A 16,621-nucleotide genomic window follows, 5' to 3' on the forward strand; every position below is an offset into this window, starting at 1 on the left:
TTGGATCAATCGAGTATGTGCCGCGATCTCTCTGTCCTGAAGCTACACACAAGAATGGGAGCCCAAAATGCAGTGTGGGAGTGAGGTCGCACCGCGAGCCTGCGTCGATATCCATACTTTGGAGGCGGTGGCTCTGGCGGCTACCCGCAGCGCTGCGGTGGCCAGCTACGCCTGGGTAGGCCGGCACGACCAAAAAGCCGCCGATGCAGCGGCGACGACGGCCATGCGCGAGGCGTTGGCCGATGCACCTGGGCGAGGAACGGTGGTCATCGGGGAGGGAGAGAAGGACGACGCCCCGATGTTGTTCAACGGTGAAGTCGTGGGCAATGGGCACGGCCCGGACTTCGACATCGCCGTCGATCCCCTGGAGGGAACCTCGTTCTGCGCGAAGGACCTGCCCGGTGCCCTGGCCACGATCGCGTTCGGCGAACCAGGAACTCTGTGGTCACCTGGTCCCGGCTTCTACATGGACAAGATCGTGGTGCCTCCCCGGGCGAAGGACGTCATCGATCTGAGCGACCCTCCCGAGCGCACCTTGGTCAAGGTCGCCGAGGCTCTCGGAAAGAAGGTCAGCGAGCTCCGTGTTGTCATCATGGACAAGCCGCGGCACAAGGAGCTGATCGCACGGGTGCTCCGGGCGGGCGCGGCCGTGCAGACGCCGGCAGGAGGCGATGTCGGGGGGAGCCTGGCGGTGCTCCTGCCGACGCTCGACGTTGACCTGCTCCTCGGAGTCGGCGGAACGCCCGAGGGAGTGATGACCGCCGCGGCGGTCCGTGCCCTGGGTGGCGGCATGGTGGGCCGCTTGGCCCCTCAGCGTGACGAGGAAGCGGAGGCCATCCGCGCGGCGGGCATGTCTGTCGACCGCGTCTATCGCTGTGACGAGCTCGTAGCCGGCGATGCCTTCTTCGTTGCCACCGGCGTCAGCGGAGGACCCCTTCTCGGACGTCCTCGGGAATGTGACGGCACGACAATCGCCGAGTCGCTCCTGATCTCCAAGGGGCAGGTTCGCCATGTAACACACACCACCTTCGAAGCGTTTCCCGCATAGTGCGCGCTGCGGTTTCCGGTTCTCCGTGGCGTCCATTCCCGAGCGGACACGTACCAAGTCGCTGCAGATAGCCGTGCCGTGCTCATTCGCCGCTGTTCATCGGCTTGAGGGCGGGGCACACAGACGCCGGCACTGCACCGTGATCAAGGAAGCTCAGCCACGACTTTCTGCAGCTGCCGCACATACACCATCACGATTGAGGAGATTCGGTGACGTTGCACCTGGACGACCTTCGCGTGCGCCGCCTGGGCGAGTGCCGTTACGATTCGCCGTTCTCCGAGGTGCTCTCCACCAAGCAGACCTCTCCGCATTACGTTGCGGAAGGTGACCGCGTCCTGCTCGAGGACACGGTTTCCATGCTTACCGAGCACAGCCTTCCTCCCGACCGCGTTCCGAGTTTCGAAGCAGCCGGGCCGCGCCGGAAGATCTATTTCGACCCCGCGAACGTGACCGCCGGCATCGTCACGTGCGGAGGGCTGTGTCCCGGCCTCAATAATGTCATCCGCGGTCTCGTCCAAGAACTCTCTGTACATTACAAGGTCAAGCGGATTCTAGGGTTCCGGAATGGCCTCAAGGGCCTGACGGCCGAACACCGCAATGACACCATCGAATTGACGCCTGATCGAGTTCGCGACATCCACAACGCCGGCGGCACCATTCTGGGCAGCTCACGCGGTGGCCAGGACGCCGACGAGATGGTCGACAGCCTCGTCATGCGAGGCGTCGACATCCTGTTCGTCATCGGTGGCGACGGGGGGATGCGCGCCGCGACGTTCCTCAGCAAGGCGATCAGGATGCGCGGTCTCGACATTGCTGTCATCGGGGTGCCGAAGACGATCGACAACGACCTGCCCTTCACTGATCAGTCGTTCGGGTTCCAAAGCGCGTTCGCGCGGGCCACCGACTTCATATCCTCGGTCTCCGTCGAAGCTGCAGCCAGCCCGAACGGCGTCGGGATCGTGAAGCTGATGGGTCGCCACTCCGGGTTCATCGCAAGCTACGCTGCGCTGGCCGCCAATTCCGCAGACATCGTCCTGATCCCTGAAATCCCCTTCGCCCTTGGGGGAGCTGACGGCCTGTTGGCCCACGTCGAGCAGCACGTGCGGTCCAAGGGCTTCGTGGTCATCGTCCTCGCCGAGGGGGCAGGCCAAGACCTTTTCGAAAAGCACGGCCTGCATCAGTACAACGGTCGCGGAACCGATGCCTCAGGCAACGTCAAACTCGGCAACATCGGGGAGCTGCTCAAAGAGAGCATCACGGCCCACCTGACTGCGGTCGGCCTTGCCCCCTCGATGCGCTACATCGACCCGAGTTACGCAATCCGCAGCGTCGCCGCCAACGCTTATGACAGTGTCTACTGCCTGCGTCTGGCCCATGCCGCGGTGCACGCTGCCATGTCGGGGCGTACCGAAGCCGCTGTCGCGCGCTGGCGGCGACGCTTCGTGCATGTCCCGTTGTCGCTGATGACCAGCCGTCGCAACCAGGTCGACCCGGACGGTGACCTGTGGATGTCCGTGCTCGAAACCACCTGCCAGCCGGCCAGATTCGGTCCGGCGCCAGACCGTGGTGAGCTGCACCGGGTTTCGTAAGACGGCGCGGGCCGTGGTCCAGGCGGTGCGCAGGTCTTCCTGGCAGGCTTCGCAGTAGTCGCATCCGTACTCGGCGGGCTACGCAGCCGGGGGCGGAGTGGAGACGTCCCTCGGTGTGTACGCGCCCCATGAATCGAAGAAGGACAGGACGCATGTCGCCTCGCACCGCGAACACGGCCGTGGCCGTCCACCCGCTTCTCGCCGAGCGCTGGAGCCCGCGCTCGTTCGACGCGACCCACACGATCACCGACGAAGAGCTGGTGTCTTTGCTGGAGGCGGCCCGGTGGGCACCCTCCGCCCGCAACTCGCAGCCGTGGCGTTTCCTGGTCGGGCGGCGTGGCGACACGACGTACCGGCGCATCTTCGCCACCCTCGCGCCCGGCAACCGGCTGTGGGCAGGCAACAGCTCGCTGCTGGTCGCGGCGGTCGCGGCGGAGCGCCTCGAGAGCGGCACGCCGCACCCCGGCGCCGCATACGACACCGGGCTGGCGGTGGCCCAACTGTCGCTGCAGGCCCGCGCATTGGGGCTGCACGCCCACCAGATGGGCGGCTTCGACCCTGAGCGGCTGCGCACGTCGCTGGGTGTTCCGGACGGCTACCAGCCTCTTTCCATCACCGCGATAGGAGCCCTGGCCGCGCCGGAACTCCTCCCGCAGGAACTGCGGGACCGCGAAACCGCCGCCCGTGAGCGGCGCCCTCCTGCGGAAACCTTCTTCGCACAGAGCTGGGGCAATCCGCTTCCCGTCGGGCCCTGAACCTCGCCCCCTGCCCGTGCCCGCGTATCCCCCTTCGACCACCAACGCCGTATTCCGCGCTGTCCCAGGCGACACACATCGCAGGCATCCCAGCGGCCCGCCGGCCGCTGGGGCGTGGTGCAGCTCGGGCCGGCGCCGGACAACGCCGCCGTGGAGCCGTTCCCCTCGGTTCTCGAGGTCGAGTACGTCGGCCGACGCACCTTCGCCACGCGGGCGAGGCGAGGCTCAAGATCGCGACGTGGATCGCGGACTTCTGCAACAGGGTGCGGGCCGGCTGCCTCGGCGCCGCGGCCGGCCACGGCGGGCCTTCTTGACGCATGGCTCGACGCCGTGGCCGTCCATCCGCGGCAGGTGCAGCAGCATGGCGAACCGCGTCGTGCGCTCCACGAGCGCACCGCCCGCGGACCGGCCGGTGCCTGTTATCAGGTCGTCCTCCCCGTGTCCTGGGACCGCGCGATCCTCGGCAGGCCGCTCGTTGATCATCACCTCGGATGTGGCGTGACCGTTGGGGCGCCGCCGGGCGCCCGCGGGACCGCGGCATACGCCCGGTGCACAGGCAGGCGACCAGCTCGCGCTTGAGCGTGCCACTGACGTTGACCGATTACGCCAAAGCCGTGGTCTTCTGCTCGAGGCGTTCGTAGGGGGCCCTGCCGCCGGGGCCCCCGTGGGGGCGGGGTAGTTGCCGCAGTCCTCCCCTCGCGCAGCTTCTCGTCGAGGACTCGGCGTCGTCGATGACGACGTCCGTCGAGCAGCCGGTAGAACTCCTCGGCGTCGATGCGGTGAGAGCGTTCGACCTTGCCGTTCAGCCGCGGAGTGCGGGGCTTGGTGCAGGGTGCGGGCGATGCCCTTGTCGAGAGCGTGCCGGCAGAAGGCGGACAGGGACCCGGCGCGGTTCCCGCTGACTTCTTGGACGTGGCGTACCGCCGCCAGGCGCCGCTCGGCCTCATGGCCAAGCGGCGGAGTGGTGGGAGGGGACGTCGGCTTGTGGATCTCTGCAGTGACCGGAGCCCCAGGTGTCAACGATGACCGCCAGTTCCGACCGCCGGGAGACGGTCGACGGCGACCGGCTCGGCCTGCGCGCGATCTCCCGCCCCCTACCTCCTGGGCGTTGAGCCACGCGCTCTTCTCGCGCTCCTCGAATGACAGGTACCGGCCCGATGACGGGCTGCGCTTGACCGACGGCATGCGCCACTGCCGTCGCCCACCCTGTCGGTCTTCTCACGCAACACCTCCGCGACCAGGTGTTGCGACGACCACTGGAATCGACCTGCGCGCGCCGTGTGCCGTCGGTTCCCGTTCGTAGGCTCCAGGGTGCCGTTCGACACCGGTTACCGCCCGCTAGTGGAACGCAAGTTGTAACTCTGTTAAATCAAAGATACGGTTTCGAAAACGCGGAATTTCGAGACGCGGTCCTCGAAATTGCGCGGATCACGTTGCCCGATTTTCGCCCAGTCTTCGGGTACAGCCAGCAAGAGGAGGAAGTTATGACGTGGGAGACTCCGGAATACACGGTCATCGAGGTTTGCGCTGAGGCCAGCGGATACTTTTACCGGGGCTGACAGCCGGACTCAACGGGCCGTCCTGCCCGATTTCCCGTAGTCGCGGCAGGTGACTGAACCCTGCGACGGGACTACGTCTGCGTTGGCGCAAGGCCCCGGAGCATCGACAGCCCAGGGGCCTTGCGTCATTCGCTGGAAGCGGGTTCGACGTGCCACGTTCTAACGCCAATCGCATCCGTGATCGGATCCGCGAAGGTGCAGGGCTCAGGCGGGGTGCCCCGCAGCAATGCCGCACGTGGCCGGGGTTCCGGCCGGGAAGAGCGAGCACACCCCAGCAGCAAGTGAGTTCTGGCTACCGAAACAATCTGGATTGTCGTTGAATCTTTGGGGTGGTTCAGATGGCTCTCGAATTTATTCCGCTGGTAACGCTCGCTTTTGGGCTCAGTCTTGACAATTTTCGCTCGGCGATCGCCATAGGGACCATTCCGTTCGGCTGGCGCCGCGCCGTGCAGATATCCCTCATCTTCGGGATATTTGACACTGTGGGCCCGCTATTGGGAGGACTGGTCGGCCACTACCTGGGTGGTTTTCTGGGTGACTGGGCGGAATACATCGGGGCGGCCGCGCTGGGGGTGTACGGTCTGTGCTTCCTTGTCAGCGCGATCCGGAATCCGGAGCCGAAAGAGATGGACCATCCGTGGGTGACGCTCTTCGGCATGCCGCTCACACTGAGCATCGACAATTTCCTCGCAGGCACCGGTCTGGGGATCGCCGGGTTTTCTCTCGTGGTCCCGATGCTGACTTTCGGTGCCATGACGGTGGTCATGTCGTTGACCGGACTGTTCGTGGGGCGGATGGCCGCCAAAGTTGTCCGGATCCGTTCCGACTTGTTCAGCGGTATCTCACTCGTCGGGGCAGCGATCCTGCTGCCACTGGCCTTCAACGGCTGAACGGCGGGCGCCACCGCCGCGCCGGCCCGTTCTCCGGGTTCGCCCTGACCGGGTGCTGAAGCGCCCGGTCAGGGCGACATCCCTGTTCAGCATCTACAAGGGCGAATCGTCGGCCGCGGGCGGCCGGGCGAACCGTGGCCGCGGTGCCGGTCTCCCGACGCGATGCGCCCAGGCACCGACATCTCAGGCTCGGCAACACCTGGGAGGACTTCCATGCCCGAGAATCCCGACACCCACGTCTACCGCACCTACGACAAGGTCTTGAACGAGGGGCAGCCGGCGCGGCGGCGGAATCATCCGACGGCCAGTGGAAATCCCAACGACTGGTGGCCGGACCGGGTCAACCTGAAGGCGTTGCACCGGAACCAACCCGCAGGCAACCCTCTGGACGCGGACTTCGACTACGCCGAGCAATTCAATACCCTGGATCTCGACGAGCTGGCGCGTGATCTCGACGAGGTGATGACGACCTCGCAGGACTGGTGGCCCGCCGACTTCGGTCACTACGGTCCCCTCATGCTGCGCATGGCGTGGCATGCCGCGGGTACGTACCGCGTCAGCGACGGCCGGGGCGGTGCCAGCGCCGGGATGCAACGTTTCGCCCCGCTGAACAGCTGGCCGGACAACCGCAACCTGGACAAGGCGCGCCGGTTGCTCTGGCCGGTGAAAAAGAAGTACGGGCGCAAGATATCCTGGGCGGATCTGATGATCTTCGCCGGCAACCGGGCACTGGAGTCGATGGGCTTCAAAACGTTCGGGTTCGGCGGCGGCCGTGCCGAGGTATGGGAGCCCGACGAGACGTACTGGGGTCCGGAACGCAAGTGGTTGGCCGAAGAACGGTACAGCGGTCTGCACGAACTCGACGAGCCGCTGGCGGCCACCGAAATGGGCCTGATCTACGTCGATCCGCAGGGCCCGGCCACCAATCCCGACCCGGTCCTCGCCGCCCGCGACATCCGGGAGACCTTCAAACGGATGGGGCTGAACGACGAGGAAACGGTGGCGCTCATCGCGGGCGGGCACACCTTCGGCAAGACACATGGTCCGGCGGACCCGAACGTGACCGGCGGCCCCGAGCCCGAGGCAGCGCCCCTCACCGCGCAGGGCCTGGGCTGGCTCGGCGGGTACGGCAGCGGCAACGGGGCGGACACGGTCACCACCGGGCTGGAAGGGATGTGGACGCGCACGCCCGTCCAGTGGGACCACACCTTCCTCGAAACGTTGTACGAGTACAAGTGGGACGTCGAGCTCAGCCCGGCGGGCCTGTGGCAGTGGGTCCCGAGCGACGGCCAGGGCGAGGGCACCGTGCCGGACCCCTTCGACCCGGACAAGAAACACCACCCGGTCATGCTCACCACCGACCTGTCTTTGCAGCAGGACCCGAGTTACGACGCGATCGCGCGGCGGTTCCTGGAGCACCCGGACCAGTTCCAGGACGCGTTCGCACGGGCTTGGTTCAAGCTGACTCACATCGACATGGGACCGATCCAGCGCTACCTGGGGCCGCTCGTCCCGGCCGAACGGCTGATCTGGCAGGACCCGGTGCCCGAGCTGGACCACGGGCTCGTGGACCCCGACGACGTCGCCGCCCTCAAGCGCGAGATCCTCGGATCGGGGCTGACAGTCGCGCAGCTCGTCTCCACGGCGTGGGCGTCGGCTTCGACGTACCGCGACAGCGACAAGCGCGGTGGGGCGAACGGGGCGCGGATCCGGCTCGAACCGCAACGCAGCTGGCCGGTCAACGAACCTGAGCAGCTGGCTGTCGTCCTGTCCTCACTTGAGGCGGTCCAAGAGCGCTTCAACGCCTCCCAACGGGGAGACAAGCGGATCTCGATGGCCGACTTGATCGTGCTCGGCGGCTGTGCCGCGGTGGAAAAGGCCGCCGCGGCCAGCGGCCATGAGGTCGCCGTTCCGTTCCGCCCCGGGCGCACCGACGCCACCCAGGAGTGGACCGACGTCGAGTCGTTCGACGCGTTGCAGCCCACGGCGGACGCCTTCCGCAACTACCTTGGCAAAGGCTTCCGGATGCCGCCGGAGCACATGCTGGTCGACCGGGCCAGCCTGCTGACCCTGAGCGCGCCTGAGATGACCGTGCTGCTCGGCGGGCTGCGGGTACTCGGAGCCAATTACAGAGGTTCCTCCCTGGGTGTGTTGACCTCGGCGCCGGGGTCGTTGACGAACGATTTCTTCGTCAACCTGCTGGACATGGGGACGGTGTGGGCGCCGAGGCAGAACGGGCACGTCTGGACGACGATCTACGAGGGCCGCGACCGGGACACCGGCGAGGTGAAATGGACCGCGAGCCGGGTCGACCTCCTCTTCGGTTCGCACTCCGAGCTGAGGGCGCTCGCGGAGGTCTACGCGAGCGAGGACGCGGGCGAGAAGTTCGTCCAGGACTTCGTCGCCGCGTGGGTGAAAGTCATGGAACTCGACCGCTTCGACCTGCGCTAGGGGAAGACGGGCGAAGCCGCCTTGACCGGGGGTCGAGTGTGTACGTGGGGCAGGGGCGGGATGTGCGCGGCCTGCGTGACCGGCGCGTTTGGGCCCTGCGGGTTGCGCGCGGCACGGAGGACACCTGTTCGTCCCGGTCGCCGAAGGTCTTCCCGGGACGGGAACCCGGCGCGCTTGTGGCGGCGTGGTGTGCAGGTTGACGCGGTCGCGTCCAGCGGCCCCTTCGGCCTGCTGGATGCGCACGGCCTCGGCCGGGTCCCGGCGTCGGACCTTCACGGTGGGGATCGCCCGGCGAGATGCGGCGGATGTGAGGGGATGTCACGCGGCGGGTGAGGGCGATCGCCTCGGCCAGCGGGTCGCCGGCGGAGCGGTGGACCTGGCGGAGCGGGATTACCAGATCGGTCCTGTTCGCGGTGCCGGTGTCGGATACAGGGGTGGGGCGAGGCCGGGTGTGGCCCGTGGAGGTGCCGGGCTGCAGGCTGTGGGTGTCACTCGCTGGGGTCGGCTCGGCGGTGTTCAGGTCGGCCTGGTAGTCCAGGACGAGCGGCATGCCCTCTCGGGGAGGAGGCCGGTGACCGCGGCGTGCGCGGCACGCGGTCAACTGCTGCTCGGGGTGCGGCTTTGACAAGGTGACGTCCTCGGCCGTCTTGGCCGCCTTGACTCGGTGAGTGCTGGAGGCTGCGGCCGGCGATGAGCCAGGTCGCGGCATCGGGGTCATCGTCAAGAACGCGGCCTCGGCGCCGCTGGTGGCTTGCGGGATGCGCTCACCGCGCCGGATCCCCACGTCATCGCCGCCGAGCGCTACCCCGAGCGCGCGGACATGGACGTGCCGCGCGGTGCCGGCGGCCTGGGTGGCGTTGCCGTCCGTGCCGACGGCGGTGACAAGGCCGATCGCCCAATCCCGGTGCCGGTGCCGGTCTCGGGGGGCCTCCGAGGCGGCCACTGCTGCCTCGCCTGCAGCGAGATCACACGGACGAGAGGAAGGAAACCGCCACCGGCTTATGGGAGCCGTGCCCAAGCGTTCTTCACCCAGGCCGGGATCACCGTTGAACGGGTACTGACCGACAACGGCGCCTGCTACCGCTCACACGACTGGCGCGACACCCTCGCAGCGGCCGGGATCACCCACCAGCGCACCCGGCCCTACCGCCCGCCAGCCAACGGCAAGGTCGAACGCTTCCACCGCACCCCGCTCGACGAGTGGGCCTACGCCCGCCCCTGCCGGTCAGAAGCCGAACGCCGCCAAGGGTTCCCGCAGTGGCTGCACACCTGCAATCACCACCGCGGCACACCGCCCTGCAAGCCGACCACCCGCCAGCCGCGTCCCCCACCTCACGGCTCAGTACGCCTAGCGGGCTCGTGCACGGTAGGCGGTGAGGCGTCGATGGCGGCGGGGGCTCGGTGTTCACCTCTGCCGCGCCGACGTCAGGTCCCCGCTCTGCTGGTGGAACAGCAGACCGGCGACGGTCTGGTCGGTGTCGCTGGTGTGCTCGCGGCGGCCGAGGCGGCGGGTCAGAGCTCGCCAGTTCTTCAGGTGGGCGATGCTGTGCTCGAGGCGGATGCGTCGTGAGGATTGTGCCTTCCGCTGCCGCTCGCGTATCTCCTTGTACCAGTCGGGGGTGTTCTTCTTGAACTTGCGGTGCGGCGGTGTCAGCACCCGACCGCTGGTCTGCGCCGCCCGGGCCCTGGTAGCCGGCATCGGCGAGAAGTTTCCACGGCGGGCCCGTGGGCCAGGAGCTTGACCGGCCCTCACCGGCGGGCGTGGGTGATGTCCGCGCAGCTTCCGGGCTTGGTCGGGCTGCAGAACAGCACCCGGCCGTCCCCGTCCGTGAGCACCCATGGTCTTGGCGGCGTTCTGCTTGCTCCTGCCGGAGATGAACCTGTCCCGGTTCTTGCGCCCGGAGGCGGGATCTCGATGGCGTCGACGATCCCGGTCCTCCCCCTGGAGCCGAGGTGGTCGACGACCTCGGCCGGCGTCCGCAACCGCACGCCGGGACTGACGGTGCAGCCTCGCTCGGCGAGCAGGGGCCGCACTGCGCCGATGGCACGGGTGATGGTGGAGCGGTCTGCGCCGAACCCGCAGGCGAGCACGTCGTGCGGGGGCCCGTGACGGAGGTGCACGAGCGTGGCCAGGAGCCCGTCGACGAGGAGCAGCCGGTGCTTCGTGCCGGCACCGATCGCCGGCTTCCGTGGCCGGGACGCAAGTCTGGCCTGGTGCCGTTCGTGCCACAACGGGCCCAGGTCGGTCATGAGTTCGGCGATCGCGCCGGCCGAGAGGCCCGTGATCCTCCGGTCGCTGATGATCGCGATCGCTGCACGAGACGCGTTCGTCGGCCACACGGCGATGGTCGACGATCAGGAACTCGACGCCTCACGGCCTACCGTGCACGAGCTCGTCAGGGGGCTTTCCGCGGCCGCCGTCACCCGCCCGGTGGGAAGGCAGTTCTTCTCCGGAACCTTCTCCGTGCATGGGACGTACGGCTCGGCACAGCCGGCTTGCTGCAGGCTGCGGGGGCTTTTCAGCCTCGATACCTGTGCACGTCGCACACGCAGTACATGAGACGGCAGCTGAAGCACGGGGGCTTGTCGACGCACGTGATACAGGGCCCGCAGTGCACCGGTTCGGTGTGCCGCGCGTGATCGCCGGGTTCGTAGGCCTCTCCGCAGTAGTGGCACGGCCCACGCTCGGCAGTGTCCTGCTGGGGCACCGGCGGCTGGTTCATCAGATCACCTTTTGTTTCCTCAACTTGGCTTCCCCACGGCCGAGGTGCGGGGCGCAACATCCACCACCGGCGAGACTACGGCGGACCTGGCGTAGCCGTTCTCCTCGCCCGTCGGTGCGAAAACACTGGCCCGGTGATCGCGACGTCACCGGGACGACTCGATCACCGGGCGGGTGAGTGGGGAAACCACCGGGGAGTTACCTCGTGTCTCGCGTCCGTGCCACGTCAGTGGCACCGCCCTGTCACAGGGAGAACGTGATCACCGCGGCACCGTGGCCCTGACCGGACAGGCCGGGCACGATGCCTTCGAGCCAGCCACCCCAGCCGACCGGCACCGTGATGTACTGCTTGCCGTCGACCATGTAGGTACTCGGGCTGCTGTGGTGACCGCTACCGCACTGGAAGCTCCAGAGCTTCTCTCCGGTCTCGGCATGGAGCGCCATGAACTCGCCCGCGGGTGTTCCCGCGAACACCACGTTGCCCGCGGTGCTGAGGGTCGACGCGGCCATCGGCATGTCGAGCCGGTAGCGCCACTTCTCTTCACCGTGCGAGTCGAACGCGCTGACCGACCCGGCCATGTTGTCGATGTCGACCTCGACGGCGGCGCCCCAGTAGGGCATGCCTTCCTTGAACTCGCGACGGCGTCGGGTGGCGGTAGCACCCACGTCGGCCACCGGAACGTAGAACAGATCGTGGTCCGGGTTGTACGACGCGTGCGTCCATTCCTTCGCACCGGCGGGGCCGGGGAAGAAGTGGACGGGCTCGCCTTCCTTGTCCGGGTACTTCCGCGGGGTCACCTTGCCGTCACGGGTGATGACGCCCCAGTCGATCCGGTCGACGAACGGCGTGACGTGCTGCAGCTCGCCGTTGGTGCGGTCGAGGACGAACATGTACCCGTTCTTGTCGAAGTGGGCGAGCAGCTTCTTGCCGTCCCGCTCGAACAGGGTCATCTCCATGGTGGAGTCGTAGTCCCACAGGTCGTGGGGGGTGAACTGGTAGTGCCACTTGATCTCGCCGGTGTCGACATCCAGCGCGACCACGCTGTCGCTGTAGAGGTTGTCCCCCTCACGGACCTCGCCGTCGAAGTCGGGAGCCGGGTTGCCGGTGCCTGCGTAGTAGAGGTTCAGCTCCGGGTCGTAGGTTCCGGTGACCCAGTGGTTCGCGCCTCCGCGCTGCCAGGCCTCCCCGTCGGCGGGCCAGGTCTCCGAGCCGGGCTCACCCGGCTTGGGCACGGTGTAGGTGCGCCAGCGATGCTCACCGGTCTCCAGGTCCCAGCAGTCGATGTGGCCACGGACGCCGTACTCGCCGCCGGCGGAACCGGTGATGAGCGTGTCCTTGATGACCAGCGGAGCGATCGAAGCGCTCTCGCCCGCCCGCACGTCGCCGATGGTCTTCTGCCAGACCTTCTGGCCGTTGGTGGCGTCGATCGCCACCAGCTGGGCGTTCTGGGTCACCATGTAGACCTTGCCGTTGGCCACCGCACAGCCGCGGTTGACGTTGGCGCAGCACAGCGTCACGTCGAAGGGAATCGCGTGCTTGTAACGCCACAGCTGCTCGCCGGTCGTCGCGTCGAGCGCCCAGAGCCAGCCGTCCCAGCCGGTGACGAACATGACGCCGTCGACGACCAGCGGACAGGCCTCGAACGCGTAGGTCGAGGTGGAGGCCATCATGCCGGTCGCGCTCGCCTGGTGGATCCAGGCGACCTTCAGGTTTTTGACGTTCTCGGCGTTGATCTGGTCGAGCAGGCTGTGCCGCTTGCCGTCGTAGTCGCCGTAGTAGGTGATCCAGTTCTGCGGTTCGCTGCGCGCCTGGAGGATGCGCTCGTAGTTGATGCCGCGCGTCACGTCCGGAGCGCTGTGCGGCATGTTGGAGAGCTTGCTGTGGTTGAACGCCTCGCCGGCGTCGACGTATTCGACGGTCATGGTGGTTCCTACCTTTCTACGGCCGAGGCTGGGCGGGTCGGTCGAGCTTGGCTTCCGGCGGTACTTCGCCGGTCACGACGATGGCGGCGGTCAGTCCCCTGCCCTCGTCGTTGCCGGCCGGCGAGCCGTACCAGTAGTAGCCGGGGCCGTCCAGTTCGAGCGTCGCGCGGCCCTTCGAGTGGTTCACCAGACCGATGAACTTCCTGTCGCCGTTACTGGGCAGCAGGCAGGCGTGGGTGTTCTTGTCGTCGTTGATGATCGTCAGCTCGACGGTGCCGGCGTGCGGCAGCACCAGGACCGCGGGCTCCCACGCCATCGCATCCTCCGGGATGCGGATGGTCGCCTCCATCGTCCCGTCGGCACGCTCGGTTGCCTTGGCGATTGAGCCGGTCCCGAGCAGGGCACCCATGGTCGCCTTGTTCTGTCCGCCGATTTCGGCCAGGAGATCGGCTTGTTCCTGGGCAGTCGTCATCGGACTTCACCTCCTCGTGAGCAAGAAATGAAAATTCTGACGGGTTTTCACGGGACATGTCACCAACGGAAAGCGTCGGCTCGTTGACGGCAACGTCGGAAACTTTCAAGCGCTACGCCACCCCGGCACGCCATTCCGATATTCGTCGCCACGGCCAGCCCGAGCCCGCCGTTCCCCCGGCAGGAGATACCGTTCGTGTCAATCCTGTGCCTGGGTCCAGGTTTAATCCCTGGTGCGGTCAGACCTATGGCGGCAAATCGCTGTCTCGGGGGGTAGGCCACGGAGGCCACCTTCACCCCGCATACCGCTCCCACGCCCTGTGCAGCGTTGCCTCGCCATGACTGCGAGAGGCCGGGTCGAGCCAGCGTACCTGTGCCATGTAGGACCGCCTTTGGTCTGTTGCCAACCCGGACGGCACACAGGCGTTTGGTGCCGATGATCGCTCGTGTGCTGTACGTATCGGGCCGGGCCGCGTTGCTTGACCTTTGACGTAAATTAAACTGGCCCTCGCTTTGAGGACAAGCAGAGCGGGATGAGTGCGCGCGAACAACCTACGAACGGTCGTGAAGCGGAGATCATCGGTGGGCATCCACCCACGAGCGGTCGACATGCCTTCGCGTCGGCTTGAGGTTGTTCTGGCCGATGTTTTGACGATTGGTCAGGCGTTAAATGAGTTGTCCGCCTTTGTGACTTGGCGGCCGGCTGCTACAAGCAGGCCCGTTGATTCGTGCCCCTGCCTGCGCAAGCACGTGAGGCTCGCGCGCAGGCAGGGGCGGGTTTCGGCGTCTCGGAGCCGACGGTCCGGCGGCATGTGGACGAGAGACTCGAGGCCCTGGCCGCTTGGGGGGCCGAGTCCCCATGAAGCAGCCCTGCCGGTACGGACGAGGGCGGCTTCGTCGGCGAACGGGCACCGTCATCCCGTGCGGTACACAGGACGCGCCCACGACCTGACCGCAGCCGGCGCCCACGGCGTCTGGCGGGCATGCCTGGCCCGTGGCAGGTTCTGATCCCGGTCGGCCGGGCCCGCCCCGGCACCGCCGTCCGCCCCCCCCCTGCCGGGCCGCCGCGCACTCGTGCCCCCGCCGGATCGAGGTCCTGGCGGGCACTGCGCGCCGCACGTTCCGTTCATCCCGGCCAGCCGCGCCGTCCAGGCCTCCGCACTCTCACGACCTGCCCATACACACGATGAAGACCGCACACACGTCTTGAGATGTCGTGCGCCATACGGTTTCCTGCTCAGTGGTTGGGAACCGCTACGCCGGGCAACAAGGAGTCACATGACCGGGACAGTGCCACCGCTGGCGATCGCACCGAGCCGGCCCAGTGAGGACTGCCGTATGGCGGATGGCCCTCTGGTGGCTACCTCATCGGCGAGAGAAGTAGCTCGTGCATGGGAACGCTTCGCCGCGGGTGAAGACATTGAAACGGGCGTCCGGCCTGAGATCCTCGCTTCGTGGTACCGATGCCGTGACCAGTACGAAGTGGACCGCAAGTTGGATGCCGCACCGGCGGCGCCGGCCGACGTCCACCGAACCGACACAGGCGTGATCTTCACTGCGCTCGGCGGCCTCGGCGCCATGGCCGGCAAGCAAGTGGAACGGGACGACGCCGTCGTCACCGTTACGGACGGGGACGGGCGAGTCCTTGGGGCATGGGGCGACCCTACCACACAGCGGCGGGCAGAGTTGCACAATCTCGCCCCATGGTCGTCGTGGTCGGAGGAGTGCACCGGCACGAACGGAATGGGAACCTCGTTCGAGGTGTCCGGCCCGGTGACTGTGACGGGGCCGGAGCACTGGTGCGAAGCCTTCCACCAGTGGTCCTGCGCGGGCATTTCCATACGCGACGTGGTGACCGGCTCGCCGGTCGCGTCGATCAACATCTCGCGATGGAACGCACCGCTCCCCACGTCCATTGCATCGTGGCTGACGAAATCAGTCGCGTGCATCGAACAGGAGATTTACCGGCGCGCCGTCTACGAGGCGGACAAAGTATTCTCCGAGTTCAGGAAAAAATGCTCCCGGGTCACTGGTCCATTTATCGCGATGGACCGTGGAGGGAATGTGATAGCTGCAAACGAAGCAGCTGTCAGACTGCTCGGGCTGACTGACGAGCCCTCCGTTGTCGCGGCTGCGATCGAACCGGCACAGCGCTGGACCCTGGACATTTCAGGGCTTCCTGACGTGCTGCGGTGGGCCATGGACCAGGCGCAAGGAAGCGAACAGTGGAGCGGCTACGCGTGTCTGCCGGTGTCCCCGGGAGGGGAGGCCACTCCCCTGACCATGCGGCCCATCGTCGACTCGAATCACGTGATGGGCATGCTGTGTTTTCTGGGGGTGCAAGAGGGTGAACCTTACGTGGGCAGTCCGGAAGCATCGGTCAACCCGCTTCCTCAGCGCGTCATCGGAATGCGCAATGATCGGCTGGTCCTGCTCGCTCCGTCGGAGATCCGCTATGCCGAGGCGGACCGGAACATCGTGTGGCTGATCACGGAAAGGGGGAGGATCCAAGCTGCGACCCGCGGTCTCGACAATGTCGAGCGGTTGCTGACGTCTTACGGATTTCGTCGAGTACACCGGCGTTTTCTGGTCAACCTTCGCCGTGTGGCAGAACTGGAGCGGGGCATCAAGGGTGAGCTCTTCCTCATCATGAATGCTCGTTCCCATGAGGTCGTTCCCGTTTCGCGGCGCCACGCTCCGGAACTCAGGCGCATGCTCGGTGTGTGACCCCCCCGGTCTCGGTGTCCGGTTACTCCAGCCGGACTTCGAGTACTCGGGCTCGGCCGGCGGCACGGGCCTGAACCAGGTCGCCGTGCACTTCGCCTTCACCTCGTCCACCGGGCAGAGCCTGATCGGCCGGCGCCCGTACTTCACCAAGGAGCGGGCCGGCAACGAGGAACACCACTGACCGGTGTCCCCGACGAGCTGTGCCCCCGCGGCCAAGCCGCGCCTCGCGGCGGACCTACCCCACGCCGCATCCACCCATCAGGTCACCAGCCCACGAAGCTGAGCGTGATCAAGCCGCCGCCCGGCTGCCGAAGTCGGCCTTGCACCGGATGCGGAGACGGCACGGGCACAAGGGCTTACGCGACGTACGACTGGGCAATGACCGAGGCAACTACCGCTGCCCCGACGGGCGGAACCGGATGCAGGGACATCAGTACTGCTGGTCCGCCCTAACCGCTCCCCCGCAATGAGTTCTTCCCAACCTGG

The 16,621-nt window shown here is 67.0% G+C and carries 12 protein-coding genes and 3 pseudogenes; 9 read left to right on the top strand and 6 right to left on the bottom strand.

Translation table 11 applies throughout. The features are described 5' to 3' along the window. The first annotated feature begins 127 nt into the window (after positions 1-127). From glpX to ACQY0Z_RS32655, 3 genes are all read left to right on the top strand, one after another. Positions 128-1,048 carry a class II fructose-bisphosphatase gene (gene glpX / locus ACQY0Z_RS32645; protein ID WP_205526756.1) on the top strand — a complete coding sequence of 307 codons (921 nt, stop codon included), beginning with the start codon at positions 128-130 and terminating at the stop codon, positions 1,046-1,048. Between the two features lie 209 nt (positions 1,049-1,257). Then, positions 1,258-2,637: an ATP-dependent 6-phosphofructokinase gene (locus tag ACQY0Z_RS32650; protein ID WP_019527363.1), complete on the top strand. Its 1,380-nt coding sequence runs from the start codon at positions 1,258-1,260 to the stop codon at positions 2,635-2,637. Positions 2,638-2,789: 152 nt separating this feature from the next. Next, a complete protein-coding gene (locus ACQY0Z_RS32655; RefSeq protein WP_019527362.1) occupies positions 2,790-3,392 on the top strand; it encodes a nitroreductase family protein in 603 nt (200 codons plus the stop codon). 275 nt (positions 3,393-3,667) lie between these two features. Here ACQY0Z_RS32655 and ACQY0Z_RS32660 read toward each other — a convergent pair. Continuing rightward, positions 3,668-3,978: pseudogene (locus ACQY0Z_RS32660) on the bottom strand (IS30 family transposase); the annotation flags it as partial. Between the two features lie 1,311 nt (positions 3,979-5,289). Here ACQY0Z_RS32660 and ACQY0Z_RS32665 point away from each other — a divergent pair. Together ACQY0Z_RS32665 and katG are read left to right on the top strand one after the other, a co-directional pair. Then, the gene (locus ACQY0Z_RS32665) at positions 5,290-5,841 is read left to right on the top strand and encodes a manganese efflux pump MntP (RefSeq protein ID WP_026244199.1); all 552 of its coding nucleotides are present in this window, start codon (positions 5,290-5,292) and stop codon (positions 5,839-5,841) included. Between the two features lie 213 nt (positions 5,842-6,054). Then, complete coding sequence (gene katG, locus ACQY0Z_RS32670; RefSeq protein WP_439813203.1) at positions 6,055-8,292, top strand: catalase/peroxidase HPI; 2,238 nt, start codon at positions 6,055-6,057, stop codon at positions 8,290-8,292. 91 nt (positions 8,293-8,383) lie between these two features. On the opposite strand, the pseudogene ACQY0Z_RS32675 reads toward katG, so the two are convergent. Further along, a pseudogene (locus tag ACQY0Z_RS32675) lies at positions 8,384-8,689 on the bottom strand (ATP-binding protein); the annotation flags it as partial. 572 nt (positions 8,690-9,261) lie between these two features. Between ACQY0Z_RS32675 and ACQY0Z_RS32680 the strand changes: the two are divergent. Next, a pseudogene (locus ACQY0Z_RS32680) lies at positions 9,262-9,644 on the top strand (integrase core domain-containing protein); the annotation flags it as partial. 53 nt (positions 9,645-9,697) lie between these two features. On the opposite strand, the gene ACQY0Z_RS32685 reads toward ACQY0Z_RS32680, so the two are convergent. Both ACQY0Z_RS32685 and ACQY0Z_RS32690 read right to left on the bottom strand, forming a co-directional pair. Continuing rightward, positions 9,698-9,991 (bottom strand): transposase, encoded by a 294-nt coding sequence (locus tag ACQY0Z_RS32685; protein ID WP_254588152.1) that lies wholly within the window; start codon positions 9,989-9,991, stop codon positions 9,698-9,700. Between the two features lie 50 nt (positions 9,992-10,041). Next, entirely contained in the window at positions 10,042-10,542 is a 501-nt protein-coding gene (locus tag ACQY0Z_RS32690) for a helix-turn-helix domain-containing protein (protein ID WP_439813202.1), read from the bottom strand. Here ACQY0Z_RS32690 and ACQY0Z_RS32695 point away from each other — a divergent pair. Then, the gene (locus tag ACQY0Z_RS32695) at positions 10,541-10,852 is read left to right on the top strand and encodes a hypothetical protein (protein WP_051101727.1); all 312 of its coding nucleotides are present in this window, start codon (positions 10,541-10,543) and stop codon (positions 10,850-10,852) included. The two genes, ACQY0Z_RS32690 and ACQY0Z_RS32695, sit on opposite strands and share 2 nt — an antisense overlap. 405 nt (positions 10,853-11,257) lie before the next feature. Here the strand turns inward: ACQY0Z_RS32695 and ACQY0Z_RS32700 are convergent, their stop codons facing one another. Both ACQY0Z_RS32700 and ACQY0Z_RS32705 read right to left on the bottom strand, forming a co-directional pair. After that, positions 11,258-12,937 (bottom strand): PQQ-dependent dehydrogenase, methanol/ethanol family, encoded by a 1,680-nt coding sequence (locus tag ACQY0Z_RS32700; RefSeq protein ID WP_019527358.1) that lies wholly within the window; start codon positions 12,935-12,937, stop codon positions 11,258-11,260. A gap of 16 nt (positions 12,938-12,953) precedes the next feature. Beyond that, complete coding sequence (locus ACQY0Z_RS32705; RefSeq protein ID WP_019527357.1) at positions 12,954-13,409, bottom strand: MSMEG_3727 family PQQ-associated protein; 456 nt, start codon at positions 13,407-13,409, stop codon at positions 12,954-12,956. A 1,277-nt stretch (positions 13,410-14,686) separates the two neighbouring features. Here ACQY0Z_RS32705 and ACQY0Z_RS32710 point away from each other — a divergent pair. Next, positions 14,687-16,135, top strand: coding sequence for a DNA-binding protein (locus ACQY0Z_RS32710; RefSeq protein WP_189906880.1), 1,449 nt, complete (start codon positions 14,687-14,689; stop codon positions 16,133-16,135). Then, on the top strand, positions 16,128-16,316 hold the full coding sequence (locus ACQY0Z_RS32715) for a hypothetical protein (protein WP_019527355.1): 189 nt from the start codon (positions 16,128-16,130) through the stop codon (positions 16,314-16,316). The genes ACQY0Z_RS32710 and ACQY0Z_RS32715 overlap by 8 nt, the downstream gene beginning before the upstream one ends. The last annotated feature ends 305 nt before the right edge of the window (positions 16,317-16,621 follow it).

Origin of the sequence: Streptomyces sp. P9-2 (assembly GCF_051903975.1) — a bacterium.
Taxonomy (GTDB): Bacteria; Actinomycetota; Actinomycetes; order Streptomycetales; family Streptomycetaceae; genus Streptomyces; species Streptomyces cellulosae.

Bases quoted from the DNA above. Each gene is read 5' to 3' on its own strand.
- ACQY0Z_RS32665 (WP_026244199.1), top strand. From the start codon at position 5,290: ATGGCTCTCGAATTTATTCCGCTGGTAACGCTCGCTTTTGGGCTCAGT.
- ACQY0Z_RS32700 (WP_019527358.1), bottom strand. From the start codon at position 12,937: ATGACCGTCGAATACGTCGACGCCGGCGAGGCGTTCAACCACAGCAAG.
- ACQY0Z_RS32705 (WP_019527357.1), bottom strand. From the start codon at position 13,409: ATGACGACTGCCCAGGAACAAGCCGATCTCCTGGCCGAAATCGGCGGA.
- ACQY0Z_RS32655 (WP_019527362.1), top strand. From the start codon at position 2,790: ATGTCGCCTCGCACCGCGAACACGGCCGTGGCCGTCCACCCGCTTCTC.
- ACQY0Z_RS32695 (WP_051101727.1), top strand. From the start codon at position 10,541: ATGAGTTCGGCGATCGCGCCGGCCGAGAGGCCCGTGATCCTCCGGTCG.
- ACQY0Z_RS32685 (WP_254588152.1), bottom strand. From the start codon at position 9,991: ATGCCGGCTACCAGGGCCCGGGCGGCGCAGACCAGCGGTCGGGTGCTG.
- ACQY0Z_RS32690 (WP_439813202.1), bottom strand. From the start codon at position 10,542: ATGACCGACCTGGGCCCGTTGTGGCACGAACGGCACCAGGCCAGACTT.
- katG (WP_439813203.1), top strand. From the start codon at position 6,055: ATGCCCGAGAATCCCGACACCCACGTCTACCGCACCTACGACAAGGTC.
- ACQY0Z_RS32710 (WP_189906880.1), top strand. From the start codon at position 14,687: ATGACCGGGACAGTGCCACCGCTGGCGATCGCACCGAGCCGGCCCAGT.